10 protein-coding genes are annotated in these 13,159 nt (G+C 72.3%); 6 read left to right on the forward strand and 4 right to left on the reverse strand.

Annotated elements, in window-relative coordinates; all coding sequences use genetic code 11:
* The first annotated feature begins 74 nt into the window (after positions 1-74).
* The 3 genes from cyc2 (at position 75) to LGI35_RS33145 (ending at position 4,921) form a co-directional block, all read left to right on the forward strand.
* Positions 75-2,276 (forward strand): germacradienol/geosmin synthase Cyc2, encoded by a 2,202-nt coding sequence (gene cyc2 / locus LGI35_RS33135; protein WP_227297963.1) that lies wholly within the window; start codon positions 75-77, stop codon positions 2,274-2,276.
* Between the two features lie 62 nt (positions 2,277-2,338).
* Complete coding sequence (gene phsA / locus LGI35_RS33140; RefSeq protein ID WP_227297964.1) at positions 2,339-4,234, forward strand: O-aminophenol oxidase PhsA; 1,896 nt, start codon at positions 2,339-2,341, stop codon at positions 4,232-4,234.
* Between the two features lie 90 nt (positions 4,235-4,324).
* Complete coding sequence (locus tag LGI35_RS33145; protein WP_227297965.1) at positions 4,325-4,921, forward strand: PDZ domain-containing protein; 597 nt, start codon at positions 4,325-4,327, stop codon at positions 4,919-4,921.
* A gap of 65 nt (positions 4,922-4,986) precedes the next feature.
* Here the strand turns inward: LGI35_RS33145 and LGI35_RS33150 are convergent, their stop codons facing one another.
* Positions 4,987-5,769 (reverse strand): metallophosphoesterase, encoded by a 783-nt coding sequence (locus LGI35_RS33150; RefSeq protein ID WP_227297966.1) that lies wholly within the window; start codon positions 5,767-5,769, stop codon positions 4,987-4,989.
* 215 nt (positions 5,770-5,984) lie between these two features.
* Between LGI35_RS33150 and LGI35_RS33155 the strand changes: the two genes are divergently transcribed.
* Both LGI35_RS33155 and LGI35_RS33160 read left to right on the forward strand, forming a co-directional pair.
* The gene (locus tag LGI35_RS33155) at positions 5,985-7,109 is read left to right on the forward strand and encodes an aminopeptidase P family protein (RefSeq protein WP_227300623.1); all 1,125 of its coding nucleotides are present in this window, start codon (positions 5,985-5,987) and stop codon (positions 7,107-7,109) included.
* Between the two features lie 5 nt (positions 7,110-7,114).
* On the forward strand, positions 7,115-8,041 hold the full coding sequence (locus LGI35_RS33160) for an aminoglycoside phosphotransferase family protein (protein ID WP_227297967.1): 927 nt from the start codon (positions 7,115-7,117) through the stop codon (positions 8,039-8,041).
* 6 nt (positions 8,042-8,047) lie between these two features.
* On the opposite strand, the gene treZ is transcribed toward LGI35_RS33160, so the two are convergent.
* On the reverse strand, positions 8,048-9,796 hold the full coding sequence (gene treZ, locus LGI35_RS33165; RefSeq protein ID WP_227297968.1) for a malto-oligosyltrehalose trehalohydrolase: 1,749 nt from the start codon (positions 9,794-9,796) through the stop codon (positions 8,048-8,050).
* A 136-nt stretch (positions 9,797-9,932) separates the two neighbouring features.
* Entirely contained in the window at positions 9,933-10,883 is a 951-nt protein-coding gene (locus LGI35_RS33170; protein WP_227297969.1) for a GNAT family N-acetyltransferase, read from the reverse strand.
* Between the two features lie 195 nt (positions 10,884-11,078).
* On the opposite strand from LGI35_RS33170, the gene LGI35_RS33175 reads away from it, so the two are divergent.
* A complete protein-coding gene (locus LGI35_RS33175; protein ID WP_227297970.1) occupies positions 11,079-11,636 on the forward strand; it encodes a DUF1707 and FHA domain-containing protein in 558 nt (185 codons plus the stop codon).
* Between the two features lie 43 nt (positions 11,637-11,679).
* On the opposite strand, the gene LGI35_RS33180 is transcribed toward LGI35_RS33175, so the two are convergent.
* Positions 11,680-12,930, reverse strand: coding sequence for a M14 family zinc carboxypeptidase (locus LGI35_RS33180; RefSeq protein ID WP_227297971.1), 1,251 nt, complete (start codon positions 12,928-12,930; stop codon positions 11,680-11,682).
* Positions 12,931-13,159 lie beyond the last annotated feature (229 nt).

A 13,159-nucleotide genomic window follows, 5' to 3' on the forward strand; every position in this document is an offset into this window, starting at 1 on the left:
CGCGGGTTCACGCGATGGTGCGATCATGTGCCGCCGTCCGGATGCCCTCCGAGGACCACGGGTAGGGCCGGGCCATGACGCAGCCGTTCGAACTGCCGCACTTCTACATGCCGTACCAGGCGCGGCTCAATCCACACCTCGACGAGGCGCGGGCGCACTCCACACAGTGGGCCCGCGAGATGGGCATGCTGGAGGGGTCCGGCATCTGGGAGCAGAGCGACCTCGACGCGCACGACTACGGACTGCTGTGCGCGTACACCCACCCCGACTGCGACGGGCCCGCCCTGTCGCTCGTCACCGACTGGTACGTGTGGGTCTTCTTCTTCGACGACCACTTCCTGGAGACGTTCAAGCGGACCATGGACCGCGAGGGCGGCAAGGCCTATCTGGACCGCCTGCCCTTGTTCATGCCGATGGACCTGTCGACCCCCGTGCCCGAGCCGCGGAACCCCGTCGAGGCGGGCCTCGCCGACCTCTGGGCGCGCACCGTGCCCGCCATGTCCGTGGACTGGCGCAGAAGGTTCGCCGAGTCGACCGAACACCTCCTCAACGAGTCGATGTGGGAGCTGTCCAACATCAACGAGGGGCGGATCTCCAACCCCGTCGAGTACATCGAGATGCGCCGCAAGGTCGGCGGCGCGCCCTGGTCGGCGGGGCTCGTCGAGTACGCGACCTCCGAGGTGCCCGCGTCCGTCGCCGGGTCGAGGCCGCTGCGCGTGCTGATGGAGACGTTCTCCGACGCCGTGCACCTGCGCAACGACCTCTTCTCGTACCAGCGGGAGGTCGAGGACGAGGGTGAGCTGAGCAACGGCGTGCTCGTCCTGGAGACCTTCTTCGGCTGTACGACGCAGGAGGCGGCGCGGACCGTCAACGACATCCTCACCTCACGCCTCCACCAGTTCGAGCACACCGCTCTCACCGAAGTGCCCGCCCTCGCCGTCGAGAAGGGGCTCACGCCGCCCGAGGTCGCCGCGGTCGCCGCCTACACGCGGGGCCTCCAGGACTGGCAGTCCGGCGGCCACGAATGGCATCTGCGCTCCAGCCGGTACATGAACGAGGGGGCGACCGGGAGCAACCCCCTGGCGGGTCCCACCGGGATCGGCACGTCCGGTGCGGACGTCGGGGCGCTGCTCGCGGCGGCCGGCGCCGAACGGCTGCGCGCCTACACGCATGTGCCGTACCAGAAGGTGGGCCCGTCACTGCTCCCCGACTTCCACATGCCGTTCCGGCTCCGGCTGAATCCCGGCCTGGAGGAGGCCCGCCGGCGCATCACGCCGTGGGCGCACGCCATGGGCATCCTGGAGGAGGGCGTCTGGGACGAGGACAAGCTCGCCGCCTACGACCTGCCCCTGTGCTCGGCCGGCATCGACCCGGACGGGGACCAGGACGCCCTCGACCTGAGCGCGCACTGGCTGGCCTGGGGGACGTACGGGGACGACTACTACCCGCTCGTCTTCGGGCGCCGGCGTGACCTCGCCGCGGCGAAGCTGTGCACCGAGCGGCTCTCCGCGTGCATGCCCGTCGACGGCGGCGAGATCCCGCCGCCGGTGAACGCGATGGAGCGCGGCCTCGCCGACCTGTGGGCGCGCACCGCCGCAGGGATGACGGCCGCGCAGCGGCGCACTCTGAAGGCGTCCGTCGACGTCATGACGGAGAGCTGGGTGTGGGAGCTGTCCAACCAGCTCCAGAACCGCATCCCGGACCCCGTCGACTACCTGGAGATGCGCCGCGCCACGTTCGGCGCCGACCTCACCATGAGCCTGTGCCGCCTCGGCCACGGCCCCGCCGTGCCCCCCGAGGTCTACCGCAGCGGTCCCGTCCGCTCCCTGGAGAACGCGGCCGTCGACTACGCGATGCTCCTCAACGACGTGTTCTCGTATCAGAAGGAGATCGAGTACGAGGGCGAGATCCACAACGGCATCCTCGTCGTGCAGAACTTCTTCGGCTGCGACTACCCGACCGCCCTCGGCGTCGTGCACGACCTGATGACGCAGCGCATGCAGCAGTTCGAGCACGTCGCCACCCATGAATTCCCCTTCCTCTACGACGACTTCAAGCTGTCACGGGAAGCCCGGGCGACCATGGACGGCTATGTGGTGGAGCTCCAGAACTGGACGGCCGGAATCCTCAACTGGCACCGGGACTGCCGACGTTACGGAGCCGCCGATCTGGCCCGGCGCGCGCATGGCTTCGTGCCGGGGCAGTTGCCGAACCTTTTCAGCCGGAATAGGGGATTCGTGGAACCCGCGTGGGGCGTGGTGAGTCCTGTGGGGTGAAGGCGGCCACTGACCGGCCGCACCACGGGGGACGCAACACGGAACACGGGGGTGTTCTCACCATGACCGACATCATCGAGAGGATCACGGACGGCCTGGCGGGCGCGGCGCGGGATGCCGCGCCCGCCGCGGCGGACGGTGAACTGACGCCGTACGCGGCGCCGTTGACCGTTCCTCCCGTCCTGCGTCCCGACTCCACGGACGTCCTGCGGGAGACCGAGATCGCACTGCGGCCGACGTGGGTGCGGCTGCACCCGCAGCTCCCGCCGACACTCATGTGGGGGTACGGCGGATCGGTGCCGGGGCCGACCGTCGAGGTCCGGCGCGGGCAGCGCGTCCGCATCGCCTGGACCAACCGCATCCCGAAGGGCAGCGAGTACCCGGTCACCGCCGTCGAGGTGCCGGCGGCGAACCCCAACCCGAGCACCGAACCGGGCCGCGGCGGCGTCCCGCCCATCGCGGACGTCGCCGCCCTGCCCGCCTGGACCGTCACCCACCTGCACGGCGCGCAGACGGGCGGCGGCAACGACGGCTGGGCGGACAACGCGGTGGGCTACGGCGACGCCCAGCTCTCCGAGTACCCGAACGACCACCAGGCGGTCCAGTGGTGGTACCACGACCATGCCATGAACGTGACGCGGTGGAACGTCCACACGGGCCTCTACGGCACCTATCTCGTCCGCGACGACGAGGAGGACGCGCTCCAACTCCCCTCCGGGAAAAGGGAGATCCCGCTCCTCATCGCCGACCGCAACCTCGACACGGACGAGGACGGCGCGCTCAACGGCCGGCTGCTGCACAAGACCGTGATCGTCCAGGAGAAGAACCCGGAGACGGGCAAGCCGGTCTCCGTGCCCTTCGCGGGCCCGTACACCACGGTCAACGGCCGTATCTGGCCCTACGCCGAGGTGGACGCGGCCTGGCACCGCTTCCGCCTGGTCAACGCGTCGAACGCCAGGATCTACGACCTCGTCCTGATCGACGAGGACGACAACCCGGTGCCGGGCGTCCTGCATCAGATCGGCAGCGACGGCGGCCTTCTCCCGCGCCCGGTGCCGGTCGACTTCGACGAGGCGCTGCCCACACTGACCGTCGCCCCGGCCGAGCGCATGGACCTGCTCATCGACTTCCGCGCGCTCGCCGGACGCCGCCTACGCCTCGTCAACAAGGGCGCGGGCCAGGCGCCCGGCGTGCCCGACCCGGCGAACAACGTGCGCTATCCGCACGTCATGGAGTTCCGCATCGGTGAGTGCGGCACGGACGACCCGTTCGAGCTGCCCGAGGTCCTCTCGGGCTCCTTCCGCCGGCTGACGCACGACATCGAGCACGGGCACCGCCTCATCGTGCTGACCCCGCCGGCCACGAAGGGCGGCGGCGGCCACCCCGAGATCTGGGAGATGACCGAGGTCGAGGACGCCGAACAGGTCGAGCTGCCCGCGGACGGGGTCATCCAACTCATGAGCTCCGACGGCGCGTTGAAGACGTACCGCCGCACCTCACGCACCTTCAACGACGGCCTCGGCTTCACCGTCGCGGAGGGCAGTTACGAGCAGTGGGGCTTCTTGAACCTCGCCGTGAACCCGCCCGTCGTGCACCCCATGCACATCCATCTCGCCGACTTCCAGATCCTCGGCCGTGACACGTACGACGTGTCGGGGTTCGACGTGACGGCCGGCGGCACGCGCGCGCCGCTCGCGCCCGACCCGGCCACGCCGGTCCCGCTCCCGCCGAACGAGCGCGGCTACAAGGACGTCTTCAGGGCGCTGCCAGGCCAGATGCTGCGCGTCATGGGACGGTTCGACGGCGCCTACGGGCGCTTCATGTACCACTGCCATCTGCTGGAGCACGAGGACATGGGCATGATGCGGCCGTTCGTGGTGATGCCCGCCGAGGCGATGAAGTTCGACCACGGCGCGGGCCACGGCGGACATGGGGGACACGGAGGGCACGGCGGCTGACCGGACGCCAGAAATGCCCGGTTCAGTCTCACTCGTTCGGGAATCGTCGCGCCGGACGCGGACGGGTAGAGCTTTGGCCGGAGGTGGGCCATGGAACAGACCGCGTTGCGCCCCAAGTCGATGCCCGGAGCTCCGCGTCGTGAGGGGGTGGCCGCCCGGGGGAACGGTGCGGGAGGCCGCCGCCCGCACGCGGCGCGGCGCCGCGGCAAGCGCCTCGTCACCCTGCTGTTCGGCCTGCTGTTCGGGGCCGTGCTCGTGCTGTCGGGCGTCGGCCTCGGGACGGTCGGCGCGGCCGTCATCGGCATGAGCAAGCTGGCCGAGATGCAGCAGCAGGCGGGGGCGGCGCCGCGGCCTCCCGTGCTCGCGCCGTCCCGACCGCCGACCGCGTCCACCTCCCCGTCGCCTTCCGTCCGCCCCGTGCGGGCGGCGCTCGGCGTCGAGGCGGTGGACGCCCCCAAGGGGGCGGGTGCGCTGCTCGTGGGTGTGCACATGCCCGGTCCCGGCTACACGGCCGGTCTCGTCCGGGGTGATGTCCTGATCGCCTTCGGCGGGACCCGGATCGGCTCGGCGGGCGTACTCGCGCAGGCGGTGGCGGCCGCGCGCCCGGGGCAGCAGGTCACGCTGACGGTCCGGCACGAGTCGGGCGCGCGCCAGGTGCTGGCGGTGACTCCTGGGGTGGTGACCTAGGGGATCGGCGGCGGGTCGCCAGGGGGTCGCTGGGGGGCAGGGGATCGCTCTCGCTCCGAAGGAGGTCACACGACCCGGAAGTGCGTCGTCAGCCGCCGCTCGTCGTCGAGGATGTGGAAGGCCAGGCCCACCGGAGCGTCCCGGTCCGCCACGCCCTCGCCCTCCCAGGGCAGCCGCAGCGTCCACGTCACACCCGGGCCGATCACCAGGGGGCGGCCCGCGAACACCGTGGCGGCCGGGGTGTGCGCGTGCCCCGCGATGATCCCGGCGATCTCCGGCCGCCGCTCCAACAGGGCCGCCAGCGTCCGCGGTTGGGTCAGCTGGTACGCGTCGGGCAGCGGGTGGTGCAGCGCCACCGGCGGGTGGTGGAACGCGAGCAGGACGGGAGTCTCGCCGTCGAGCCCGTCGAGGGTGTCCTCCAGCCAGCCGTACGTCTCCTCGTCGAGCCGGCCCTCGTCGGCGCCGGGAATGCTGGAGTCGCACATGAGGACCATGGCGCCGCCCACGCGGTGGGCGCGGTTCACCGGCCCCTCGGCGGCGGGTTCGCGGAGCAGCGCCTTGCGGTAGGGCGCCCGGCTGTCGTGGTTGCCGGGACAGGGCAGGACGGGGAAGGGCAGGTCGGGGGACGGCGGGCGGGCGTCGTTCGGGCCGTCCTTGTGCAGCCCGAGAAGCTCCGCCGCCTCCTCGTACTCGGACTCCGCGCCGTGGTCCGCGATGTCGCCGGTGACGAGGAGGGCGTCCACCGGGCCGGGCAGTGCCCGGAGGTGGTCGATCACGCGCCGGGCGCGCTCCGTGGCGCGCGGGGTGCCGTCGAGGTGCAGGTCACTGATCTGGGCCAGCACAAGCATCGTCGTATGTCCTCCGGAGAAGGGGCTTAACGGATGAGCTCGATCTAACCATTAGTCTTAATGGTTGAACAATGGGTTGGCGTTAGATGGCGGTCCGGCCGGGCGGCGCGCGCATGCGGGAACGGACTCGCGTCAGGCCCGGCGGACGGGCAGGATGCTGCCCGTACGTCCTTTTTGTAGAAGCGATGTTCAGCTCGGAGTACCCGGAGGACCGGATGACCGCCACGCCCGCGCCGTTCACGGCCGACGACTACAAGGCCCGCATGGAGCGCGCCGCCCGGTCCGCGGCCGACGCGGGGCTCGCCGGCGTCCTCGTCGCCCCCGGCCCCGACATGGTCTGGCTCACCGGCTACTCGCCCACGGCCGACACCGAGCGCCTCACGATGCTCGTCCTCGCCCCGGGCCAGGATCCCGTCCTCGTCGTGCCGACCCTGGAGGCACCGGACGCCGCGAAGGCGGTGGGGGCGGACGCCCTCACCCTGCGGGACTGGACCGACGGCAAGGACCCGTACGCGGTGACCGCGCCCCTCCTCGACGTCGCCGGGCGCTTCGGCATCAGCGACAACGCCTGGGCGATGCACCTCATCGGGCTGCAGAAGGCGCTGCCCGACACCTCGTACGCCTCCCTCACGGAGGCCCTGCCGATGCTGCGCGCCGTCAAGGACGCGGCCGAACTCGAACGGCTCACGGCGGCCGGCGAGGCGGCCGACGCCACGTACGAGGAGATCAAGAAGGTGCCCTTCGCGGGCCGCAGGGAGACCGACGTCGCGGGCGATCTCGCCGATCTGCTGCGGCAGTTCGGGCACTCCCAGGTGGACTTCACCGTCGTCGGATCGGGTCCGAACGGCGCCAACCCGCACCACGAGGCGGGCGAGCGCGTCATCGAGAACGGCGACATGGTCGTCCTCGACTTCGGCGGCCTCAAGCACGGCTACGGCTCCGACACCTCCCGCACCGTGCACGTCGGCGAGCCGACCGCCGAGGAGCAGCGCGTCCACGACGTCGTGCGTGAGGCGCAGGCGGCGGGCTGCGCGGCGGTCGAGCCGGGCGCCGCCTGCCAGGACGTCGACCGCGCCGCCCGCGCCGTGATCACCGAGTTCGGCTACGGCCAGTACTTCATCCACCGCACCGGCCACGGCATCGGCGTCACCACCCACGAGCCGCCCTACATGATCGAGGGTGAGGAACAGCGCCTCGTCCCCGGAATGTGCTTCTCCGTGGAGCCGGGCATCTACCTGCCGGGCCGCTTCGGGGTGCGGATCGAGGACATCGTGACGGTCACCGAGGACGGTGTACGACGGCTGAACAGCACGTCGCGGGACATGGCGATCGTGAGCTAGACGCCATGTCCGACGCCGCGCGTCCCACCCAGGACACCGTACGAAGACTGCTGGGCGCCCTCCTCCCGGACGCCGGGCAGCTCGACGTCAGTGCCGTGCCCGAGGGCGATGAGCACTCCACCTGGTGGGTCGGCACCCGCTATGTGCTGCGCCTCGCCCTCGACGCGCCGGCGTCCGTGCGCCAGCGCCGCGAGATCAGGCTCCGCGACCTCGTGCGCCAGCACGTCGGCATCGCCGTGCCCGCCTCGCTCGCGTCCGGCGAGTGGGCGGCGGGGCGCACGTACTCCCTCGACACGCGGCTGCAGGGCGCGTCGGGCGAGGCCGTCGACGTGACCGCGGCCGGCGAGGAGGATCTCGCGGGGCTGCTCGGCGGACTGCGGGAGGTGCCGGCGGCGCGGGCCGAGGCGCTCGGACTCGCGAGGACGGCGCCGCGCTCCCTGGACGTGCTGCGCAGGGAGGCGGCACGGGCCGCCGAACTCCTCGGCGGTGACGGCGAGTTCGAACCCGCGCGGCTCGGGCAGCTGACCGCGCAGGCCGCCGCTCAGCTCGCCCCGCAGCCCGGCGCCGTCGTCATCCACCACGACCTCAAGGGCGAGCACCTCACCGTGACCCCCGACGGCCGGGTGCGCGGCGTCCTCGACTGGTCCGAGGCCGACATCGGCGACCCGGCCGAGGACATCGCGGGCCTGTGCATCGCGGTCGGCGCCCGCGCGGCCGTCCGAGCGGCGACCCTCGCCGGTTACGGCGCCCGCGCCAGTCTGCGCGGCCTGTGGCTGGCCCGCTGCGACACGCTCGTACGCCTCGGCGAGCGCCTCCACGGCACGGACGACAGTCCCGTGCCGCTGCTGCGCGTCCAGCTGGAGCGCGCGTGGGAGGCGATCCTCCTCGAACTCGTGACGGAGCTCGCCGACAAGGACCCGGAGACCGGCTGAAGCCCTCTACGGGCTGACGAGCACCGCGCTCGACTGCGGCGGGACGGTGAGCAGACCGTCCTCGCCCGGCAGGCCCACCGGCTCCCACGCGGCGAGCACCCGGTAACCGTTCCGCCCGACCGGCACCGCCACCGGCTCGTCCGACAGGTTCACCGCCACCCGCAGATCGCCGCGCCGGTAGGCGATCCAGCGGGACTCCTCGTCGTACGCCACCCGCACGGCCGCGAGGTCGGAGTCCGTCAGGTCGGCCCGGGCGTGGCGCAGCGCGATCAGCTCGCGGTACCAGGCCAGCACGCGCGCGTGCGGATCGCCGGCCGGCTCCGACCAGTCCAGGCAGGAACGCTCACGGGTCGCCGGGTCCTGCGGATCGGGGATGTCCTCCTCGGCCCACCCGTGCGACGCGAACTCCCGCCGCCTGCCCTTGCGTACGGCGTCCGCGAGCGCCGGGTCGGTGTGGTCGGTGAAGAACTGCCACGGCGTGCCCGCGGCCCACTCCTCGCCCATGAACAGCATCGGCGTGAAGGGCCCGGTCAGCACGAGGGTGGCCGCGCACGCGAGGAGCCCGGGGGACAGGCCCGCGGAGAGGCGGTCGCCCTGCGCGCGGTTGCCGATCTGGTCGTGGGTCTGGGCGTAGCCGAGCAGCCGGTGCGCGGGGGTGCGGGTGCGGTCGACGGGGCGCCCGTGATGCCGGCCCCGGAACGTCGAGTACGTGCCGTCGTGGAAGTAGCCCCGGGTCAGGGTCTTGGCGAGCGCGGCCATCGGCGCCTTCGCGAAGTCCGCGTAGTAGCCCTGGGACTCGCCCGTCACCGCCGTGTGCAGAGCGTGGTGGAAGTCGTCGCTCCACTGCGCCTGCAGGCCGAGGCCGCCGTGGTGGCGCGGGGTGATCACGCGCGGGTCGCCGAGGTCGGACTCGCCGACCAGGAACAGAGGCCTGTCCTGCTCCTCGGCCAGGGCGTCGACGGCCGTGGACAGCTCCTCCAGGAAGTGGATCGCGCGCGTGTCGCACAGCGCGTGCACCGCGTCGAGGCGCAGCCCGTCGATCCGGTAGTCGCGCAGCCAGGCCAGCGCGCTGCCGACGAGGTACGCGCGCACCTCGTCGGAACCGGGGGCGTCGAGGTTGACCGCGGCGCCCCAGGGCGTGTGGTGGGTGTCGGTGAAGTACGGCCCGAACGCGGGCAGATGGTTGCCCGAAGGGCCCAGGTGGTTCTGGACCACGTCGAGGACGACGCCGAGCCCGAGCCCGTGCGCCATGTCGACAAAACGCTTCAGCGCCTCAGGCCCCCCGTACGGCTCGTGGACCGCCCAGGGGCTGACGCCCTCGTAGCCCCAGCCGTGCCGCCCGGGAAACGGGCACAGCGGCATCAGCTCGACATGGGTGATGCCCAACTCGACGAGATGCCCCAGCTGTTCGGCCGCGGCGTCGAGCGTGCCCTCGCGCGTGAAGGTCCCCACGTGCAGTTCGTACAGGACCGCGCCCGGCAGGCCGCGCTCCGGCCCCGAGGGTGAGCGCCACGTGTACTGCGCGTGGTCGACGACCGCGCTCAGGCCGTCGGGCCCGTCCGGTTGGCGGCGTGAGCGGGGGTCGGGCAGCACCGGCCCGTCGTCGAGCGCGAACCCGTAGCGCGTGCCGTCCTGCGCGTCCGCCTCGCCCGTCCACCACCCCTCGCGGTCCGGGTCGCGCTCCAACGCGCGCGTGGTGCCCTCGCAGTGGAACGTGACCCGCTCTGCCTGTGGTGCCCACACCTCGAACTGCACGGACGGTTCCCCCTTGTCTGCCGACAGTGACGACCCGTCCATCCTGCGTCAGCGGAGATCGATCCGCTGGGATTCGCGACGGGTTCCGCGCATTCCTCGCCGGAACGGACCCGTCGGCCGAACCGGCCGGTGAACCTCAGACGAAGTTGATGCGCTTCTCCGTGACCGGGTACCCGGCCTTCGTGAAATTCGCCGCCATCGGGAAGTTCCCGTCGTCCGTCGCCCCGGCGATGAACTCGGCGCCCTGCTCCACCAGGAAGTGCGTCGACTCGACCAGCAGGTCGTACGCGTATCCGTGGCCGCGCTGCTCCGGCACCACGCCGATGAACCCGATGCACGGCCCGCCGGGGTTGTGGGCGGGGATGTGCAGGCCGACCAGCTCGCCCTGCGGCGTGTACGCCAGCTGCCACCACTCGCGCGGCGACGGACACCAGTGGAAGAAGTCCAGCTCCTCCTGCGCGGCCGTGTCGAGGCCCGACTCCTCGATGGCGTGCCGCGCGTGCGCGTCGAGCGTCGCCGAGTGGACCCGGCGCAGCACGTCGAGGATCACCTCGTCGTCGGGTTCGGCCCGGAACTCCAGGCGGCCGGGGCGCTCCGGCAGGCCGTTGTCCGGCGTCCACCGGTAGCGCAGCCGCTCCACGAGGAACTTCTTGCCGGCCCGCGTGACCGCCTCCATCCGCGCCTCGGCGGCCGCCCGCGTCCGCGGATCCTCACTCCAGCCCGCGGGCAGGATCAGCTCGTACTCGACGTCGAACGGGGCCTGCCGCAGCAGTTCGGCGCCCGCCTCGATGTCGTCCTCCAGGACGTCGAACCAGTTCAGGTTCACCGGTTCCGTGTCGTCCTTGCCGCCCCACCAGGCGGCCCGCGCGACCACGCGTCCCTCGCGCAGGGCGACCCAGGTCCACTCGGGGCGGTAGTCGCCGCCCTCGGCGACGGTGCGATATCCGACGCCGGTGATGACGCGGCCCACGAGGCCCGGATCATCGAACGTACGGAAAAGCGGAACGTCTTCCTCGGTCAGTGCGCGGACGACCGGACGGGCGTCGTCGTGCGTCGGGTGCGGGCTTCCGTGCGGTGCAGCAGTCAAGAAATCTCCTGGTCCAGGCGGACGCGCCCGATGGCGGTCCGGGCTGCCGAACGTAGCAGCGGGCCCGTGCCGGGCGCGCCCGGTTTTCCGCACACTCCGTCAAACCACTGTCCTTGCTGGTCAAGGGCGTACGAGGGCGGCCTGAAGTTCGTCGTTTTCTGGACACCCCGGCCGCGCTGCCGGACAATCACGTACGTGACCTCCTCGTTCGAGCACCATACGTACCCCGCGCGGCTGTCCGACGCCGAGCGCGACAGGGCGTTGCGGGAGCTCCGCGAGGGCGCCGCACTCGGCAGGCTGTCGCACGACACGTTCGTACGGCGCATGGAGCTCGCACTCGCCGCCCGCCGGTCCGACGAACTCGCCGCGCTCACCGCCGATCTGCACACCGAGGGCCGCTTGGCCCGCGCGGTCTTCGGCACCGTTGCGGCGGTCTCGGGCTTCACCGTGCGGCTGCGCGGGGCCTGGCAGCGCGAGCGGCTCCCGAAGCTGCAGCTGCCGTCGCCGAACAACCCGTACCCGCTGCGCATCGGGCGCGACCCGGCGAACGGACTGCGGCTCAGCCACGAGACCGTCTCCCGGGTGCACGCCGAACTGAGCAGGCAGGGCGGCATGTGGGTGCTGCGTGACCTCGGCTCCACCAACGGCACGTCCGTCAACGGGCGGCGGGTGGTCGGCGCGGCGGTCGTCCAGGACGGCGACCAGGTCGGCTTCGGACGGATGTCGTTCCGGCTCTCCGCCGACTCCGCCTGACGCGAGGCGTTGTAACACCGTTCGTTCCAGGGGGCGTTCGCGGTCAGTCGCCCGCCGCGAGCGTGTGCCGCACGGCCGCGACGGTCGTCCGTGACTGGTGCTCGACCTGGTGCTCCAGTGGCACCCAGCGCGCCCTGAACCGCTCGGCGAACGCGTCGCACCAGTGCGCCACCAACTGCTCAAGACGCTCCGCGTCCGGGTCGTCCGCCTCCTTCAGGACCCGCAGGAGCATCGCGGCGGCCCGCAACGGCAGCCGTCTGGAGAACGCGTCGATGCTCCCCACGTACGCCATCGTGGCGTCCTGCGGCGGAGGTTGCAGCCAGTCGCCCGCGAGGCCCGGCACCAGCGCGACGGCCCAGCGCGTCGCCCGCATCAGGGGCCCGTCCACCTCGGGAAGCCGCGGCAGCGCCGACTGGAGGATCTCCTCCACCAGGAGCGTGTCCCGGCTCAGCCGCTGCGCCAGGCGCCGCAGCGCCCGGTCGGGAGCGGGGTGCGGCGCCGGGTCGTCCACGAGGTCGCTCGCCCACATCGGGACCTCGACGATCGCCGTGCGGCCCCCGTAGCGGTGGGCGTGGTGCCAGGTGCTGTGCCGGGCGTCGTCCGGCAGGCTCGGGAACGCGGCCTCCGCGCCGGGCTCCGGCATCACATGGACGCCTGGGCCCGTCGCGGGCCAGCCCGCCGCGTCCGAGGCCCCCGTCTCCACCGGGATGTGCAGCTCCGCCGCCGACTTGGCGAACGGCTCCGCGAGCCCCGGGATGTCCCGCGTCAACTGCACCCAGCTGCCGCCCAGATCGGTGCCGTGCAGCGACACCTGGAGAAAGGGGCGCAGCTCGTCGATGACCCCGGTCAGCGTGCGCGTCTCGGGCGGCAGCCGGTCCGGCGGCAGCACGGAGGGCGACCACTCGGGCTGCTCGGGGCCGGCGGGGCGGAAGAAGTGCCGGTGGTAGTCGAGCAGGGTGCGCGGCGCGGGGGTGCGGTGCAGATCCGCGCCGTCCGGGTCGGCGCACAACAAGAAGTGCCAGGAGCAGTCGGTGCGCAACTCCCTTTCCAGCAGGGCGCGTTCGGCGAGGCGCAGGAGAGTCGAGCCACCGGCCGGCTCGTTCGCGTGGGCTCCCGCGACCACGAGCACCGCGCGGTGGTCGTGCCCCACCGACAACAGGTGCAGCGGCCGGCCCGCGCGTGAGGTCCCGACCTGGCGTAGAACGCACAGGTCGGGTCGGTGAGTCGCCAGCTCCCGTGCTGACTGGACCAGTTCGGCCACATTCGGGTAGCGGTGCTCCGTCAGGTGACTCACCCCCGTTGGTGCTCCACGCGTCGCATCCCGCAGTACCCCACGCTCCGCGACACCTGTCAAGAAGGCCGTATGCCGGTGCCGCGCCGCTGGCGCAGCCCTCGGCGTGCCAGTCCGAGGAACGTCTCGCCAGCGGCCTCGGGGCGCGTGGGGTGGGCGTGGAGGCTCCCGGCCGGCTCTCCGCGATCATCCCGGAGACGTTCGGCCCGGCGAGATGCGCCCCGAGACGCTC

The organism is Streptomyces longhuiensis, from assembly GCF_020616555.1.
Classification (GTDB): domain Bacteria; phylum Actinomycetota; class Actinomycetes; order Streptomycetales; family Streptomycetaceae; genus Streptomyces; species Streptomyces longhuiensis.

Bases quoted from the DNA above. Each gene is read 5' to 3' on its own strand.
- cyc2 (WP_227297963.1), top strand. From the start codon at position 75: ATGACGCAGCCGTTCGAACTGCCGCACTTCTACATGCCGTACCAGGCG.
- phsA (WP_227297964.1), top strand. From the start codon at position 2,339: ATGACCGACATCATCGAGAGGATCACGGACGGCCTGGCGGGCGCGGCG.
- LGI35_RS33145 (WP_227297965.1), top strand. From the start codon at position 4,325: ATGGAACAGACCGCGTTGCGCCCCAAGTCGATGCCCGGAGCTCCGCGT.
- LGI35_RS33150 (WP_227297966.1), bottom strand. From the start codon at position 5,769: ATGCTTGTGCTGGCCCAGATCAGTGACCTGCACCTCGACGGCACCCCG.
- LGI35_RS33155 (WP_227300623.1), top strand. From the start codon at position 5,985: ATGACCGCCACGCCCGCGCCGTTCACGGCCGACGACTACAAGGCCCGC.
- LGI35_RS33160 (WP_227297967.1), top strand. From the start codon at position 7,115: ATGTCCGACGCCGCGCGTCCCACCCAGGACACCGTACGAAGACTGCTG.